At 53.1% G+C, this 16,856-nt stretch carries 12 protein-coding genes and 2 pseudogenes; 12 read left to right on the top strand and 2 right to left on the bottom strand.

What is annotated here, in order from left to right:
• The first annotated feature begins 316 nt into the window (after positions 1–316).
• From ABC383_RS10565 to ABC383_RS10545, 5 genes and pseudogenes are all read left to right on the top strand, one after another.
• Positions 317–562 carry a helix-turn-helix domain-containing protein gene (locus ABC383_RS10565; RefSeq protein WP_413013780.1) on the top strand — a complete coding sequence of 82 codons (246 nt, stop codon included), beginning with the start codon at positions 317–319 and terminating at the stop codon, positions 560–562.
• Positions 563–1,116: 554 nt separating this feature from the next.
• Entirely contained in the window at positions 1,117–1,899 is a 783-nt protein-coding gene (locus tag ABC383_RS10560) for a TerC family protein (RefSeq protein ID WP_413013778.1), read from the top strand.
• The gene (locus ABC383_RS10555; protein ID WP_413013776.1) at positions 1,874–2,386 is read left to right on the top strand and encodes a universal stress protein; all 513 of its coding nucleotides are present in this window, start codon (positions 1,874–1,876) and stop codon (positions 2,384–2,386) included. The genes ABC383_RS10560 and ABC383_RS10555 overlap by 26 nt, the downstream gene beginning before the upstream one ends.
• A 315-nt stretch (positions 2,387–2,701) precedes the next feature.
• Positions 2,702–3,328, top strand: coding sequence for a tyrosine-type recombinase/integrase (locus ABC383_RS10550; protein ID WP_413013774.1), 627 nt, complete (start codon positions 2,702–2,704; stop codon positions 3,326–3,328).
• Positions 3,329–3,729: 401 nt separating this feature from the next.
• Positions 3,730–5,009, top strand: a pseudogene (locus ABC383_RS10545) (IS110 family RNA-guided transposase).
• Between the two features lie 93 nt (positions 5,010–5,102).
• On the opposite strand, the gene ABC383_RS10540 reads toward ABC383_RS10545, so the two are convergent.
• Complete coding sequence (locus ABC383_RS10540; RefSeq protein ID WP_413013772.1) at positions 5,103–6,767, bottom strand: sensor domain-containing protein; 1,665 nt, start codon at positions 6,765–6,767, stop codon at positions 5,103–5,105.
• Positions 6,768–7,059: 292 nt separating this feature from the next.
• Here ABC383_RS10540 and ABC383_RS10535 point away from each other — a divergent pair, with 292 nt between their 5' ends.
• The 5 genes from ABC383_RS10535 (at position 7,060) to ABC383_RS10515 (ending at position 13,655) form a co-directional block, all read left to right on the top strand.
• Positions 7,060–10,482 (top strand): PAS domain-containing protein, encoded by a 3,423-nt coding sequence (locus ABC383_RS10535; RefSeq protein ID WP_413013770.1) that lies wholly within the window; start codon positions 7,060–7,062, stop codon positions 10,480–10,482.
• A gap of 151 nt (positions 10,483–10,633) precedes the next feature.
• Positions 10,634–11,110, top strand: coding sequence for an OsmC family protein (locus ABC383_RS10530; RefSeq protein WP_413013768.1), 477 nt, complete (start codon positions 10,634–10,636; stop codon positions 11,108–11,110).
• 98 nt (positions 11,111–11,208) lie between these two features.
• Entirely contained in the window at positions 11,209–11,526 is a 318-nt protein-coding gene (locus ABC383_RS10525) for a DUF1330 domain-containing protein (RefSeq protein WP_413016301.1), read from the top strand.
• A 319-nt stretch (positions 11,527–11,845) separates the two neighbouring features.
• The gene (locus ABC383_RS10520) at positions 11,846–12,382 is read left to right on the top strand and encodes a peptide-methionine (S)-S-oxide reductase (RefSeq protein ID WP_413013766.1); all 537 of its coding nucleotides are present in this window, start codon (positions 11,846–11,848) and stop codon (positions 12,380–12,382) included.
• A 538-nt stretch (positions 12,383–12,920) separates the two neighbouring features.
• Positions 12,921–13,655, top strand: coding sequence for a flagellar brake protein (locus ABC383_RS10515; RefSeq protein ID WP_413013764.1), 735 nt, complete (start codon positions 12,921–12,923; stop codon positions 13,653–13,655).
• 477 nt (positions 13,656–14,132) lie between these two features.
• Here the strand turns inward: ABC383_RS10515 and ABC383_RS10510 are convergent.
• Positions 14,133–14,857, bottom strand: a protein-coding gene (locus tag ABC383_RS10510) for an IS5 family transposase (RefSeq protein ID WP_413016300.1) whose coding sequence is annotated in 2 segments (ribosomal slippage) — positions 14,133–14,569 and positions 14,569–14,857 — 726 coding nt in all. Because the reading frame shifts where the segments join, the coding sequence is not laid out codon by codon here.
• A gap of 106 nt (positions 14,858–14,963) precedes the next feature.
• Between ABC383_RS10510 and ABC383_RS10505 the strand changes: the two are divergent.
• Positions 14,964–15,532 (top strand): annotated as a pseudogene (locus ABC383_RS10505) (Mu transposase domain-containing protein); the annotation flags it as partial.
• Positions 15,533–16,063: 531 nt separating this feature from the next.
• Positions 16,064–16,735: a response regulator transcription factor gene (locus ABC383_RS10500; RefSeq protein WP_413013762.1), complete on the top strand. Its 672-nt coding sequence runs from the start codon at positions 16,064–16,066 to the stop codon at positions 16,733–16,735.
• Positions 16,736–16,856: the final 121 nt, after the last annotated feature.

Raw genomic sequence — 16,856 nt, 5'->3', positions numbered from 1 at the left:
CTGCTGCAAATTCAAGTTTTCGCTTTTAGCAAATTAAATTTTGAAAAATCGAAAGGTAACCTAAATTTAGTCCAATTTTAAGGTCGCTGAATATCTGTGTGATTATTCAATAATAGAAAGAATTCAGTACGCTGGACACATTGGCGGCACCACTAATTATTTCTTTAGGGAAGGTTAAGGAAAACTCGATAGCGCTTCGAAGCTAATTGAGTAAGAGAAACGTAATTCGGCATCTGAAGCATGCCGAAGAAGCAAGGAAGAAAAATGGGTATTCGATCACGTGGCATTAAAAGCATCATAGCGCGACTATGTCGTTATGCCAAGGCTCTCATCAAAGGTCGATGCTGATAAAAAGCTAACCCGGCTGGGATTGGCAATTCGGCAAAAAAGAAAAGAAATCGGGATGTCTCAGGAAGCTCTCGCAGCAATCTCGGGAGTTGAGCGGAGCAACATGGGGAAAATTGAAAGGGGGGAGAATAACCTTTCAATTTTAAACTTGATCCGCATCGCTGAGGCGCTTGATAGTAAAGCTACAAGCATTTTGGAAGCGGCAGGCCTTTGACGGTGGAGGTCTTGAAAAACGTTTTTTGCAAGTAGCCAACTCTACATTTCGTTTTAAACGAGGTTTCCCAGCCCTTAGGGCTGCCATGCAGCCCTAAGGTGCCTGTCTACGATATAAAAGAAAGGATAGTTTAAGGCCGTGAGCTGCTAGTCACGATAGGTAGGTGTCGGCCACAAGCGGCCAGTCGACTGGTCAGCAGTACCGGTCTGCTTTACTGTCCAGAGTTGCCGGTCCCGCTTTCAAGAAGCGTCCACTTAACAATCGGTTCAGGAAGTTGCCAATGCGGTAATCTCGGACATGCCGCATTCGGTTGTTGACATCCCTGCCATTTCGGCCTAATTTAAATTTTCAGTAGTGTCCCTAAAAAGGGGAGTAGCCTTACTGCACAAGCCGTCAATACGGGAATCCTCCCCGGCCTGCAGACAACGACGACGTTGCGGCGAGACCTTTACCGGCCCTGGTAAAGGTTTTTTGCTCAAAACATGGCCGAAGATCCATCCGCTCAATTGATCGAGCCGATGTCGGGCCAAACATGTCGCTGGAGGCTTTCTTTCATGGACATACTCTCGGCGGAATTCTTTTCTGCGCTTCTCGCTATTATCATCATTGATCTGGTGCTGGCCGGCGACAATGCCATTGTCATCGCTCTGGCCGCCCGCAACTTGCCGCGGCATCTGCAGCGTGTAACGATCATTGCCGGTACGGCGGCCGCGGTGGTAGTGCGCATCGGCATGACCCTGGCTATCGTCTGGCTACTCCGTATTCCAGGATTGTTGCTGGCAGGGGGCATGCTTTTAATCTGGATCGCTCACAGGTTGCTCGCTCCGAATCCGTCGACAAAAACTGCGGCGCATGCGTCGTCGGCGAACGTCGGACCATGGACGGCTATCCGCACCATCGTCATCGCCGATGCGGTGATGGGTATAGATAACATGCTGGGCGTGGCGGGAGCGGCGCAGGGGGAATTTTTACTGGTGACGGTCGGACTCTTGATCAGCGTTCCCATCATGGTTCTCGGCAGCACGCTCATCCTCAAGTGGGCAGACCGTTATCCCATCATTATTTATGTCGGCGCCACGGTCCTGGTCTGGACTGCCGCCAAAATGATCACTCACGAGCCCGTGGTCAAGGACGCCATTGGGCAAAACAATTTCATCGTCTGGGTGTTTTACGCACTGCTGATTTGCGGAGTCTTGATCAGCGGGCTGATCGGGAGGACGTGGTTGAAAACCGGCCATCCTGCAAAGTCATCCCGCAACGATAACCACTCGGAAAAACGCCTGGAGTTTCATAGGTCTAAAGGAGATCGACATGTTGAAAATCCTGATTCCTGTTGATGGTTCCAGTTGTGCGCTGGAAGGCGTGAAATACGTCATTCAGGAGAGTAAGCAGCATACCGAGCCGATGCATGTGCATTTGGTTAACGTGCAGCCGCGCTTGCCCAATGACGTAACGCGTTATGCACGGCACCAGGATGTTCATGCATACCAGGCGGAATGCGCCGGCAAGGCTCTCGCAGCGGCAGTTGCCTTGCTTGGCGGGGCGAGCCTACCGCACTCGGTGCACATCAGCAAAGGGGATGTCATCGAATCCATCGTGGCTTGTGCCGAGACATTGCACTGCGACCGAATCGTCATGGGAACGGCACGAAAAAATGCATTGGTCCGGTTTATCGAAGGGTCGATGATCAACAGGGTCATTGCCCGGTCCGATATCCCAGTTGAAGTCATTGCCAGGGAACGGGGAACGCTGCTTGAGCGGTTTGCCGTACCGGTCGGATTCGGGGCGGGACTGATGCTACTGTGGGCTGCCCTCTCCGAGTAGGGGGCCGTAGCCGCTCGAAAGCGCCACCGAGTGCCTGACTGCGTTCTTGTCAAAAAAGGAGGCAGACGGCTCCCTTTCCCATCATGGAAAACAGAAACGCTTTGCTTTTGTTCCAACGACCGGCGCCCAAGCAACAACTCCCGCCGCGCGAGCCGGTTAGTCCATAACTGAGTCGGAAAGCGGCCGAGATAACTTCGCCGTCTGCTTTTGCGTGCGTACCGGACAAATAAAGAACGCCACCGGATGGCAGCAACGGGTCGTTGAGTGCCCGTTTGCCTAACCACAATGAGAGTCCGTTCATTGAAGGAGACTCTCATGAACTCTCATCCTCAGACTCCCAAGACGTCGGTTCCTTGGAACAAAGGCAGGCTCGTTGGCCAAAAAGCGCCATTGAAACTCAAAGAGATCTGGGCGATCCGAATAAGGCTGCAACTCGCCGGAATGGCTCGTGACCTGGCGCTGTTCAATCTCGCCATTGATAGCAAGCTGCGTGGCTGTGACTTGGTAAGCCTTCGCGTTTTGGATGTCGCGCAAGGCAACGCGGTCCTGCCGCGCGCCATGGTCATGCAGCACAAGACGCACCGGCCAGTGCAGTTCGAGATCACCGAGCAGACTCGGCAGTCAGTCGCGGCTTGGATCGACAAAGCGCATCTCGCTTCTAGCCAGTATCTTTTCCCGAGCAGGGTCGCCAAGTCACCGCATTTATCCACCCGGCAGTACGCGCGCATTGTGGTTCGCTGGGTAGAATCAATTTGTTTGGATGCATCAGCTTATGGCACCCGCACCATGCGTCGGACGAAGGCAACTTTGATCTACCGGCGGACAAGGAACCTTCGAGCTGTCCAACTTCTTCTGGGGCACACGAAACTGGAGAGCACGGTTCGTTACCTTGGCATTGAGGTTGACGATGCGCTTGAAATAGCTGAGCAGACGGAGGTATAGCACCCGGCCGGTAAGCGGCGCAGGTAGCAGGGCGCTTACCGGCCAAATATAGTTACTCAACGCTGTTTCTCGACGAGTTTGCCCGTACTGGTTTGCGCGGCAAACCAGTACGGAATGCGATCTTAATAACATGCTGTTTGGCAAGATGGCATTCCGTTCTGCTGTCCGTAATACTGGCTGCGGCTGGCAAGTTGTCACCAGTGGCGGCAGGACATGCACCGGCAGGTCACGAATATTCGGCCAGAGCATTCGATGCTTTCCGCTTTTGCTTCGGGCCTGTCGGTGCGCTTGGGTTCACTAACGAACACTCAGGGCATGTTACTTACTAGCTTCCTATATTTGCTTCGCAGAACCCATGCACGCATGCCTGCCATTGCATCTTCACTGTGATGGAGGCGACCATGGCTTCAGCTACAACTGCACTTTTTACCGCCTATATCGGCATCGATTGGGCTGACCGCAAACATGATTTCTGCCTGCAGGGGGCAGGTTCCACCGCTGTGGAATTTGGTGTTATAGAACACAAGCCTCAAGCGATCGAGAAATGGGCTCAGGGCTTGCATGAACGCTTTGGTGGCCCGATCGCCATTTGCCTGGAGACGGCCAAGGCCCACTGGTCTACGCATTACAACGGTACGAATTCCTGGTCCTCTTCCCGGTTCATGCAGCAACGCTGGCGGGTTACCGCAAGGCCTTTGTTCCCAGTAGCGCCAAGGATGACCCATCCGATGCCCATGCTTCACTGGACTTGCTTCGGCGCCATCCGGAACGCTTGCAACCACTCAAGCCTCAAAGCCCAGCCATGCGCATGCTTGCTTCGCTGGTCGAGGAGCGGCGCCAGCTGATCAACAGTATCACGCGTACTAGCAATCGCTTGGTCAGCACCCTTAAGCTTTACTATCCGCAGGCGCTGGACTGGTTCGAACACCGCAATACCAGGATGTTCTGTGACTTCCTGGATCGGTGGCCTACATTGGCGCAAGTCCGACGTGCACGAGTCACTACGCTCGAATCGTTCTTCCATGAACATAACTGTCGACGTCCGCATGTCGTCACAGCACGCATCGAGAGCATTCGTTCGGCCAGACCACTAACGGAGGATCAGGCTGTGATCCGGCCTGCACAGATGGTCGTTGAAACGTTAGTGGCCCAGCTACGGGTGCTCATCAAAGCGAGCGAACGGTATGATGAAGAAATCGATGCGATATCACGCACCCTGCCAGATTACTGGTTGTTCACCTCCTTCCCCGGAGCCGGGCAGATCCAGACGCCACGCCTGGCAGTGGCCTTCGGTGAAGACCGTGATCGATTTGCCAGTGCTTCTGAAGTGCAGCGGTATGCCGGCATCGCACCGGTCGTCGAGCGCAGTGGAAACCGATGCTGGGTACATTGGCGCATCGCCTGCTCGACGTTCCTGAGACAAACCTTTGTGGAATGGGCTGGATCAACTATCTCACGCTCGTCCTGGGCCGGCGATTTTTACTGGCAACAGCGCAAAAAAGGATGCTCCCATGGCGTGGCCGTTCGTGCGTTGGCGTTCAAGTGGATCAGGATTCTCTACAAAGCCTAGAAGACCTGGAAGACGCGCAAGCCATACGACGAAACGATATACCTTGATGCACTGAAAAAGCACGCGTCTCCGTTGGTCGTCTCAACTGCTGAAACCGTAAATACCGCTTGACGAGTGACTCAGGGCGAAAAGCGGGCACCGACTGCATAAGACGCTACAGTCGGTTAAGCGCAGTAACCTGCCATTTGGCGTTGGATTCCTGGTCTACACTCTGGACAATTCCAGCTTGCGGTCCCCAGAATCGAGAATGGCTCTGTTCTTCCCTGCTTTCTTAGACGCATACATGACTGCGTCGGCTCGCGACAGAAGCTGTTCCCCAGTTTCCGAAAGCGTGTGAAATACCACACCAATGGACGCACTTAACGCGCATTCCCCTTGTACCGCTAGAAACTCATCCGAGCCGGCGGATAACGCGGCCCGAGCTACCTGCTCAGCCCTTTCAAATGACACGTCTTCCAAAAGAATCACGAACTCATCGCCGGCGAGACGCGCGACCGTGTCAATTCCATCGCGCACAAGATGCTGCAGCCTTTGCGCAAATGTACGTAGCACTTCGTCACCGGCATTATGTCCCAGCCGATCGTTCACCTCTTTGAAGCCGTCCAGATCGATAAACAGCAGTACCACATGCTGGTCTTTCCCTGTTCTGGCCTCACGGCAGATGGCGGCTTCCAAACGGCTCATGAATTCATAGCGATTGGGCAGGGCAGTCAGGAAATCCCTTGTCGCCTGATAATGAAGCTGTGCCTCCACTGCCTTTTGATGGGAAATGTCGCGCATGAAGGTGGCGAAGTAATAACCATCACCATGCTTAATGGCACCTACCGTCATCTCGACGAGCAGTTCACTCCCGCTTTTTGTCAGGACAGGTAGCTCAACGCGCTTGTTGACGATATGTGCCTTTCCTGTAGTGAGGAACCGGGAAATACCTTGGTCGTGCTGCGCTCGGTAACGTACCGGGGCAATCAAGGTCGACATTTCTGCGCCAAGCGCTTCTTGTGCTGTCCACCCCAGCATGTATTCCGCTTGACGATTCCATTCGGTGATTTTGCCATCCTGGCTCATTCCGATGAAGGCATCGCTACCGTTCTCAATCAGAAGCCGAATCTTGTCTTCTTGCAGCGTACGCGCTGCTTCCGCTTCCACCCCATGAGTCACATCCCGCGCGATGCAAAAACTGTGATCATCCAGGAGTTTCGGAACGCCCCACTCTAGCCAGCGATAGCGTCCATCTTTGTGCCGATAGCGGTTGCGGAATCCAATAATAGAATTGTGTTCATGGAGGTTCTTCGCTTCCGCGAGTGTTCTTAGCCTGTCGTCAGGGTGGACGAACTCGATGTACTGTATGGACGTCAGTTCTGAACGGCTCCATCCGAGTAAATCTGTCCAAGCAGGCGATACTTCCACAAAGAAGCCGCGCCGGTCCGCGATGGCGAGTAGCTCCGGCGATAAGTTAAAGAAGAGATCTTGGTACGACCGCCGGTCCGTTTCCTCTGTGGTATGGATTACCTCAACAACAAGGGAAGTGGGAGTGCCGCCGCTGTCGCGTGCTAGCGTGACAAGTACGTCGACCCACACTGCCGCTCGGTCTTCCCTGATATGCAGCGCTCCGATGCGGCATGATGTCTGAAGGCTTGTTGATACCTCTTGCAGCAAGTTGACATCCGAAGCATTGCCTCGCAAGATTTGCTGGAGGCTCATGCCCGAAAGCTTTTCTTTCGAAAGGCCTAAAAGCTTCAGAAAGGCTTCGTTAGCGTACAGCCAAGTACCAGCCAACGTGAACAAGGCCTTCCCGATCGGCGAAGTATGGAAAGCAAGGGTGAGGAGTGAATCTTGAGGAAACCCGTCCTCAGAGTCGCATAGTGACATCGGAATTACGCTTAGCGTTGGTAACGTTAGCGAAACTATACTGCATGGCTTGCCACAGCATTAGGGATGAGGGTCCTGACTGCAAAGATGGCTAACGTCAATTTACCTGTTCATGCCACCATTTTGTGTAACTACTTGTTAAAATTCGACGCAAAATCTGAGCTGTTCAACCTGTCCCATTGATGACAATCATCAAGTTGGTTAGCATCAAGAAATACAGCCACGTGGGTATGTGCCATAGAATGGCAAGTTTTCTTGTAAGCTTAACTTTCTAGGCAGTATCAATGTGGATATGGCATGGAATTTTCTAGGTAGCAGCAAAGTTGCAGCTCTTTCACGCAAGACAGATTGGTCAAATTCCGTACTTGGCCATCCAAACTCTTGGCCGTTGTCGTTGCAGTCTGTCGTCAGACTAATCCTCACCTCGAAGTTTCCGATGTGCGTGGCATGGGGGCCGGAGTTAGGGTTTCTCTATAACGACGCGTATGCAGAAATCCTGGGAAGCAAGCATCCGCATGCGCTCGGCGCCCGATTCCAAGACATCTGGCCCGAGATTTGGACTGAGCTCAGTCCCATCGTTGATTCGGCTCTCCAAGGTGAATCGCGCTATTTCGAGGACTTACCTCTCGTCGTTGAGCGTGCCGGAAACTCCGAGCAGGGGTGGTTCACATTTTCCTGTTCCCCTCTCCATGATGATCATGGTGTCATCGCCGGCATGTATTGTACGGTTGTCGAGACTACCAGGATTGTTAAAGATAGAACGCTGCGCCAGTTCCAACTGAACTTGGCTGATACGTTACATCCATTGACCACGTCGGACGAGGTCGTGGCGACCGCTGTCGAAATGCTGGGAAACCATCTTAGTGCTTCGGGTTGCTGGTACGCCGAAATCGACGATGCTGCGGGTATTTTTCATACCCAATGTGGTTGGTTTGAACCAAGCGCTCCAGTGTTACCGCAGAGCGGCAAGATAGACGCATTCAGTCCTGCACTACTTACCACGCTGCGCACAGGCAAGGCCTTTGTTTCCAACGATCTAACAACCGATCCACGCACGCGTGATTTTGCAGACCGCTATCTTGCACTTGGCATCAGGTCCATCTTGATCATGCCGATATTGAAGGACAAGCGTCTCCTCTTCAACATCAACGTCATAAAGCGTGAAGCCTATCTTTGGGCGGCGGAAGATATTCAGGCCGCGAAAGATGTGGTCGACCGCACTTGGGTCGCCATGGACAACGCGATTACCCGGCAGCGGCTTCAAACCGAGCGCGACCAGAGTGACTATATCCTCAACCAGATGGGCGAAGGTTTCATACTCATTGAGCATGACGGGCGCATCGCTAATCTGAATGCAGAAGGCGTGCGCATCCTGCAGCGTCCAGCAGTTGATGTCGTCGGTAAAAGTTTTACCGAGATATGGAACGACGATATCGGCTACAAAGTTGCGGCTGCTTGTAAGGAAGTTGCAGACACTGGGACTGCGACGATCTTTGAAATCAACCATCAGGTTTGCCAGCCAAACGAAAGCTGGTTAGAGATGCGGATTTCGTTATTGAAAGCGGTAGGACTGGTGATTTTCTTCCGCGACGTGACGGCACAAAAGCGCTCGACACTGGCTTTGCGTCAAAGCGAGGAGCACTTGAGTGCTTTGTTCGAACAAACGTCGGCAGGCATTGCCGAGCGCGATCTTCAAGGACGGCTTATTCGGGTGAATGAACGCCTTTGCGAAATTCTCGGGCGTCCGCGGGAGGCTGTCTTGGGCGTCAACATCCACGATCTGACCCATCCCGATGACCTGCCCAGAAGTGAAGCTGCTTTTAAAAAGCTTCTCAAGGATGGCCAGCCATTTGAGATCGAAAAGCGCTACCTCCAACCTGATGGAAGACCCGTCTGGGTGAGCACAACCGTCAGCCTGATTCGCAAGGTGGAAGGTCGACCAAACTCGGTTTTGGCAATCATCGCAGACATCACCAAACGTAAACTTACAGAACAGGCACTGCAAGATGAGACGCGCATTCTTGAGCTTCTCAACCAGTCCGGGCAGGCACTGGCTGAAACTTTGGACCTGAACACCTTGCTGCAAACAGTCACGGACACGGGCCGCGCCCTGACGGGTGCCGAGTTTGGCGCCTTCTTCTATAACGGCAAAGACGCCAGTGGCGACGCCTATCTGTTGTACACATTGTCAGGGGCGCCGCGAGAAGCCTTTGAGCGGTTCGGACATCCCCGTGCGACCGCCCTTTTTAAACCAACGTTTGTCGGTGAGCCGGCGATTCGTAGTGATGACATTACGAAAGACCCGCGCTACGGCAAAATGGCTCCGCACTTTGGAATGCCGAAAGGACATCTTCCAGTCAGGAGTTATCTGGCAGCCCCTGTGGTCTCTCGTTCTGGTGAAGTCATCGGCGGACTGTTTTTCGGCCATTCTCAAGTCGGAGTCTTCACTGAGCGCAGTGAGCGCCTGATTACTGGACTTGCTGCCCAAGGCGCCATGGCCATCGACAACGCAAGGCTATATGACTTGGCACAAAAAGCCGCAGAAGAGCGCCAGGCGCTCCTGACTAGCGAGCGCGCCGCACGGGCAGAGGCGGAGCGATTGAACCGCTCTAAAGACGAGTTTCTTGCAATGCTGGCGCACGAACTGCGCAATCCATTGGCGCCGGTCAGTGCCGCCACAGCGGTTCTGCGCATGGCTGGCAATGATCCGGCCAAGGTGCGGCAGGTCAGTGAAATCATTTCTCGCCAGATAGGGCACTTCACTCATCTGATCGACGACCTGATGGACGTTTCCAGGGTAACGCGCGGCCTGATTCGCTTGGAGGTAGAGCCTCTCGATATCAAGACGATCGTACACGCCGCCGTTGAACAAGTCAGGCCTGTGATCGAAGCAAGAAAGCACACGCTAACGACGCGCATCGACGCCGATCATACCGTTGTGAATGGAGATCGCACACGCCTAGTACAGGTTGCCGCCAATCTATTAACCAATGCGGCAAAGTTCACACCGCCTCACGGTGAAATTACGTTGAGGGTCCAGGCAGACGATAGTGACGCAAAAATTATCGTATCGGACAATGGCAGCGGTATCGATGAAGCGCTCTTGCCCCATGTGTTCGATCTCTTCACGCAGGGCAAGCGTGGCTTAGATCGCGGACAAGGTGGCCTTGGCATTGGTTTGGCGCTTGTGAAAGCCATCGTCACGCTCCATGAGGGCGAAGTTCAGGCAGTCAGCGGCGGTCCCGGTAAGGGAAGTACCTTCAAAGTGTCCATCCCGTTACTTCATCAAGCAGGCGTTCCATGTCAAGAGGCGGAGAGTGGTCCTGCGGAATCGGGACATCTTTCAATCTTGGTAGTGGACGACAATGTGGATGCGGCAAACGCGATTGCGATTTTGCTGATGGCAGTTGGCCATCAAGTCAGGGTGGCGCCGACTGCGCACGATACACTCAATAAAACGAACCTTCATGAGTTCGATGTTTTCATACTCGATATCGGCTTGCCCGATATGACGGGTTACGAACTGGTCAAGGCATTGCGCCGGCAACCTGGTTTAGGAAATAAGACGTATATTGCGCTAACCGGCTATGGACAGCCACAAGACCGCCAACTTTCCAAGGATGCTGGGTTTGCCCATCATTTTGTCAAGCCGGTCGATAATCACGAGTTGTTCAAGATGCTTTCTGACGTTGAATCGAAGAACCCCCGCACGTAGTTCTTTGCTGCATGAGCAATCCTCGGAAAAACGTTGACTTTTAGCTCCTACGAAACGAATGCGTAGGGCATAACCGGCCTTGAGCAGAAATTTGGATAGGTTGCATACGTCAGCGTTGTCTGAACCAGCGCCATAACCGAAAGGACAAGACATGGCAAAGCTTCACGATTTCGTTTCGTCGATTGTCTGGACTGGGACCCGTGGTGAAGGTACCCGCGCTTATAAAGGCTACGACCGGACTTGGGATATTGCGTTGCCCGGCAAGGACATAATTCATTGTTCGAACGATCCTCTGCTCGGCGGCGATCCAACCAAGATGAATCCTGAAGATCTCCTGATTTCAGCTTTGTCCGCCTGCCACATGCTCTGGTACTTGCACTTGGCAAGCAGTGCCGGGATTGTTGTCACAGGCTACCGTGACGACCCGGTTGGCCACGGAGAGACGCTGTCGAACGGAGCGGGACGGTTTCTTGCTGCAGTCCTCCGCCCAACAATTTCAGTGCAGGAAGGAACGGATCTGGAACTTGCCGCCGAACTGCACCAGAAAGTCCATGCCTTTTGCTTCATTGCACAATCTGTCAATTTCCCCCTGAGCTATGAGCCAACCTTCAAGGTAGTTGCCCGCTAAGCCTTCACGAGTCATGCCCGCGAACTTCCGCTTTGGATCGTGTCCGGTCTTTGCGCTTCGGTAGCAGTCGGCCAAAGCAGACGGATGCAGTAAGCTTGATGGCTTTGGACTGCTACGAAGGTTCTGCCATGCCGAATGCATATGTCGTTGGTCAAATCAGTGTTAAAGATGAACGCAAATGGGTGGAGTATCGGAATCAGGTTCCTGCCACAATTGCACCTTGGGAAGGCGAAGTCGTATTTCGAGGAAAGAAGGCGTCCGATTTTGCCAAAGAAAATCCGCACACAGATATTGTAGTGATTCGCTTTCCAAGCATGGAAGCGGCCAAGACCTGGGAAGCATCACCTGCGTACCAAAGTATCATTCCGCTTCGTCAAGAAGCTGCTGAGGTAATGCTCACGGCGTATCAGGCGTAGTGATCTCTGCGCGATAGAATTCAAGGAGCCAAGCTCCTTGGAAAGGCGTAAAGCGTTGGATCAGAGAAATCGTTTTTTGCAGTGTGGGCGATAAGCCTACCGTCCACTTGTGCTGCAATTCCTGATTTGGGCAACAGCCGGCCAAGAGCGAACGTAAGGACTGCCGTTCATTTAGGAGTGTCATGCATTGGGTGGAAGAACGATTAGAGCAACTCGGTTCCGAACTGCTTGGTCTGATGATCATCGATAGCGCAGCCGTGTTCCACGTTCAGCTATCTGGAACGCTCCACCCGCACGAAGGGAAAGCGAGGGTGTCGTCATGACCTATGGAGCTTCGCAAGGTGAATCGTTGATGTCTGCTGAGGTGCAGAGAATCGGCTTTGGTGGAGGCTGCCATTGGTGCACCGAAGCCGTGTTCGCTGCTGTTCGCGGCGTAATCCGCGTGGAGCAGGGGTTTATCCGGGCCGGCGCGCCCGACGACAATTTCTTCGAAGCCGTGCTGCTCATCTTTCAACCAGACCAAATCTCACTTGGATCCTTGATCGAGATTCATTTGCGGACGCATTCAAGCACGTCGAACCACTCCATGCGGCGCAAGTATCGCAGCGCGGTTTATGTGATGGACGAGGTCCAGGCCGAGGCTGCACGACGCATCCTGATAGAAGTCGGGCCAGGATTCGATGCGCCTCTTGTCACCCTAATCCTGCCCTTTCAAACTTTCAAAGCATCGGATGAGCGCTTTCAGCGCTATTCTGAAAAGAATGCCGGCGGCCCGTTTTGCACCACCTATATCGACCCGAAGCTGGCGCTCCTTAGAAAGGAATTCGGCGGTTTACTGAGGTCGGCATGTGAGTAGCCGCCGAATCCAGACGAGTGCGAACTTCCGAGATCGGCCAATACCGGTCTTTCATGCTTTACTTGTCAACTGGCTAAAACATGCCGGAGAGCGGACATTGAAAGCGCTCTATCCAGCGGGCAGGTCAAAATCAAGTTGCTGCCTACGCATCGGTGTGAGTCAGTTTTTGCTGATGCAATTTCATTCCGAGGCCAGACGCCAGCACGCTCTGCATGACATGCGTTGCTTCTTTGCCCTCCAATTTCCGTAAATTGGCACCATGCTGTCGCCCAATACGACCAATGTCGTGACAGCATTGCCCATTTGTTCCGACAAGAATGACATTGAATATATACGCCTCGCGCTTCAACGAGCAAGTATCAATTCGTACACTTTCTGTTGGGTCGCCTATGTTCAGCCGCTTCTGCGCGAACTGATTAACGCTAATCGGAGAAATTTCGGTGAAGTATGAGGAAAATGGAGCCGTATGACTTCAGCTTTTCGAGGCTGATTACTAAAAAATGGGGTGTTCTAAATATTAAAACTAATGCATAATTTCTTGATAGAAAAATTGGGTTTTTTAAACATGAGAATGGTAAAAGGGGCGGACGCCGCAATGCTCGATTCCGCATTTGAAAACTTTAATGTAGGAATGAGAGTACAGTTGCGTACCCAGCGTGATACTGGAACGGTAGAGCATTTTTCTTCGTTGATCGGGTTCGTCAAGGGTGAGTTCTTGATGGTGAAATGCCCCATGGTGCGTAATACGCCATTCATCCTTAATGATGGAGAACAGGTCCTCGTGCGTGCATTCACGGGGACAACGATTCACAGCTTCCCTTCAATCGTGATACGTACCTTGCTCAGCCCCCTCTATTACATGCATCTTGAATATCCGCAAGCAATGCATAGTTCAGCGCTTCGTGCGGAACTACGCATCAAAGTGAGTGCGCCCGCTGAAATCGAATATAAAGACCTCACAGGCAGTAAGGCAAGCAATCAGGCAACGCTTGTCGATTTAAGTCTGTCCGGCGCACGGATCGCTTCCGAAGACCTAATCTCGGTCGGTAACAAAGTCCAACTTTCGTTTGCTGTTCAGTCCGATGATGTAGAGCACGTCGTACGGGCGAAAGCGGTCGTGCGTAGCGCCAAGCGCAATCCAGCAGCTCGCTTTGACGACCGGGATACTTTTTCATATGGCCTGCAATTTGAGAGTCTGGATTCAGAAGATCAAGCGGCGATCCGGTTGATGACGTATGAGACGGTGCTTTCCAACCGGCAGAACATTGCTTAACACAAAGCTGCCAAGCGCCCCCGGTTCTGTTGATTGCGTAACCAATGAAAAAGCGTGCAAATGAATTTTTTTGAGGCAACGTCAATTGAGGCAACGTCAATTATGACGGCTGCTCTGCGCTTTTAAGCAGTCTGTCAATATGATGTGTGAAAGGACTGCTTTGGGTCGGGTACGGTCCTTCCGCACCGGCGGCAGCCGGCCAGTACCGGTCTTTTCGTCCATAAATGCGGCCGACTCCTTCCTCGCACTTAGCAGACATGCAGGGCGGAGCGGCAGGCGTTATTGCATTTCAGGCCCTAAACATTAGAAGCTGGCGTTGAGCCCAAGACACGACAAGGCCGGCTAAATTGGAGAAAAGCAGATGTTCGCTGTAATGCAGTTTGTCGACTCAGTCAGTAGTGGACCCCATGTTAAACTGCTTCCTTGTCAAGGATGCAATAACAGCCTTGGTGAAGTATTGACCTCTAGGGCGTGTCATCAATTGAGCCAGACTACAGCGGCAGCGAGATGGATAGCACCAAGGAAGTTGCGGGCGGTCTTGTCGTAGCGGGTGGCAATGCTGCGATATTGTTTAAGCTTGGCGAAGAATTGCTCGATCAGGTGACGTGCCCGGTACAGATGCTTGTCATAGTCGCGCGGCTGCTTGCGGCAGCGCTTGGGCGGAATCACGACGTTTTTGCCAGCATCGAGCAACGGATCGATGACCCGTTCCTGGGCATCGTAAGCTTTGTCGGCAATGATCGTGGCTGCTGGCGTGTCGGGTAATAAGGCATCGGCGCCGTCCAAATCATGCGCCTGCCCCGGCGTCAGATGAAACCCCGTCGGGTTGCCCAGCGCATCGACAGTAGCGTGGATTTTCGTGCTCAGCCCACCGCGGCTGCGCCCGATCGCTTCAGCTTCGGCCCCCCTTTTTTCGCGCCTGCGCTATGTTGATGCGCACGCACGATGGTCGAATCGATCATGGCGTATTCATTGTCGGCGTCGGCCGCCAGCGCCTCGAATATGCGTTGCCACACGCCGCTTTTGCTCCAGCGGGAGTGCCGGGTATGGATCACCCGGAAATCCCCGAACCGCTCCGGTAAATCGCGCCAGGGAATGCCTGCCCGGTAGCGGTACAGCACCGCCTCGACAAACAGGCGATTATCCTTGGCTGTTCGCCCGACATGTCCTTCCCGACCAGGCAGCCATGCCGTTCCTTCCATTCCCACAAAGCCAGTCAGATCCACAACCGCCCCTTGCCGCCAGCCCATCTATCTCTTTGCCTTCCGTTTTTACACAGCCTGGGTCGAATGCTGCCGTTGACCGAAGCGAGGAGCCGACATCGTGCTCGACTTCGCACGCCATTACGGCATCTCGATCTTGCTAGCACGTCCGTACCATCCACAGGATAAAACCAAGGTGGAATCGGCGGTGCAGTTTGTCGAACGCCGTATCATAATGCGCCTGCGCTGTTAGCAGTTTGACAGCGTGCATGAAGTCAATGCGGCCATTGCGCCGAGCTGACACGGCTCGACGAGAAGTCATTCCAGAAGCTGCCCGCAGCCGAGCAAGCAGCTTCATGGAGCTTAACGCACCGGCCTTGCAGCCGCTGCTATTGCAGTGCTATGAGATGGCATACTTCAAGAGCGTCAAGGTGCATATCGACTATCACGTCGAAGTCGGACGTCATCGCTACAGCGTACCCCATGCGCTGGTCGGGCAAGTGCTGGAAGCGCGCATGACGACGGCCGTGGTCGAGTTCATGCATCGCGGGTAGCGGGTAGCGGGTAGCTGGCCATCCTCGCAACAGTTGTCAGGGCGACTTCACCACGATCGCTATCCACATGCCGGCAACCCATCGTGCGCACCTTGCGTGGACGTCGCAATGTCTTATCCACTGAATTTGTTTTCATGTTCACTTTAAGTTTGTCCGTGACACCGGCGCCGATGGACATGAAAAAAACTGCTGCAGCCGCCAAAGCTTGCGCTTTGGTTCATTCTCGGCGCATCGGTTCTTCATGTCGTCAAGCTACCCCATCGCAGAGTATTTTTATAAAATACCTTACTTGCTTTAAAGAAACTATGTGTCTGGGTGGAATTTCGCATCGTTCCAGCAGTTCCGTCAGCCTGATTCGGTCAATCCGGTCGCATCAATTTTAAGCGCGGAAAGACTGGCCGCCATACCGACACGACAGTCGAACAGGGGAAATTTACCTGCGTCTTAAGCAAATCAAAAATCCCGCTTTAAATATTTTTCAATCGCCAAAAAAAGTTGTCATTTTGTATTTTTCTTCTGTTATATTTAATCAAATAAAGACGCCATACTAAAAACCGGAACGCCATTGGTTCGTTAAGAAAAGCGCATCCATAATTTCACAATACGAGTAATGCTCAGTAAAGACGCACCTGTACTATCAAGGGGAGAATTGATGAACTTGATTGCGACTGCCTGTCCGGAATTGCGCGCCCGATGCAATCAGGGAGTGCAAGCATATGGCCCGGTGCTGACCACGGCCAGCTACGAATCCGTCGCGCATCTCATCGTCAGACTGCAGTTGAACATCATCTTCATCGACATCGCATTGCCGGGATTCGATGGCCCCGCCGACTTACTCGAACTGCATCGGTTGAACGTTACAGCAAAGATCATCGTGCTGGGCAGCGACGTGCCGGAAGAAATGGAACTGCGCATGTTTCTTGCAGGAGCGCGAGGGATTTGCAATATTGATAGCGATATCGACAAGATTGCAGGTGCTTTCGCCGCGGTCGATTGCGGCCAGCTTTGGTTGCGCCGGTCCCTTGTCTCGCGCCTGCTCGACGGAATGCGTGTAAACACGCCCCCCGATCCTGGCGCCAAAGCGCTTTCGTTGCGTTCCTTGCTAGCACTGACGCCGCGCGAACGCGAGATCGCTACGCTGGTAGGCCGTGGCAAATCCAATAAGCAAATCGCCAATTCCCTGGCAATTACCGAGCGAACCGTGAAAGCGCATTTGTCGGAAATATTCCGCAAGCTTTCAATCGGTGACCGGTTGACTCTCGCATTGCGGGTAATTGAACAACGTGAATCGAGCAAGCCGCTCGTAGAGAAAAACGCCGCCTAGTTTCCAAGAGCGACAACCGGTGAATACCAATAGGACAATGCGAATTGTAAAGCCATTGGTTTGAAAAGTTTTGCACTGTGGATCAGGTCGCACGCTGGCGGCTTAAGCCTGGACACAGAAT

Source organism: Noviherbaspirillum phoenicis (assembly GCF_047237965.1).
Taxonomy (GTDB): Bacteria; Pseudomonadota; Gammaproteobacteria; order Burkholderiales; family Burkholderiaceae_D; genus Noviherbaspirillum_A.
The sequence above is the reverse complement of the archived record's forward strand: the minus strand, read 5'-3'. Positions and strand labels throughout refer to the sequence as shown.

Bases quoted from the DNA above. Each gene is read 5' to 3' on its own strand.
- ABC383_RS10550 (WP_413013774.1), top strand. From the start codon at position 2,702: ATGAACTCTCATCCTCAGACTCCCAAGACGTCGGTTCCTTGGAACAAA.
- ABC383_RS10540 (WP_413013772.1), bottom strand. From the start codon at position 6,767: ATGTCACTATGCGACTCTGAGGACGGGTTTCCTCAAGATTCACTCCTC.
- ABC383_RS10535 (WP_413013770.1), top strand. From the start codon at position 7,060: ATGGCATGGAATTTTCTAGGTAGCAGCAAAGTTGCAGCTCTTTCACGC.
- ABC383_RS10555 (WP_413013776.1), top strand. From the start codon at position 1,874: ATGTTGAAAATCCTGATTCCTGTTGATGGTTCCAGTTGTGCGCTGGAA.
- ABC383_RS10500 (WP_413013762.1), top strand. From the start codon at position 16,064: ATGAACTTGATTGCGACTGCCTGTCCGGAATTGCGCGCCCGATGCAAT.
- ABC383_RS10560 (WP_413013778.1), top strand. From the start codon at position 1,117: ATGGACATACTCTCGGCGGAATTCTTTTCTGCGCTTCTCGCTATTATC.
- ABC383_RS10525 (WP_413016301.1), top strand. From the start codon at position 11,209: ATGGCTTTGGACTGCTACGAAGGTTCTGCCATGCCGAATGCATATGTC.
- ABC383_RS10530 (WP_413013768.1), top strand. From the start codon at position 10,634: ATGGCAAAGCTTCACGATTTCGTTTCGTCGATTGTCTGGACTGGGACC.
- ABC383_RS10520 (WP_413013766.1), top strand. From the start codon at position 11,846: ATGACCTATGGAGCTTCGCAAGGTGAATCGTTGATGTCTGCTGAGGTG.
- ABC383_RS10565 (WP_413013780.1), top strand. From the start codon at position 317: ATGCCAAGGCTCTCATCAAAGGTCGATGCTGATAAAAAGCTAACCCGG.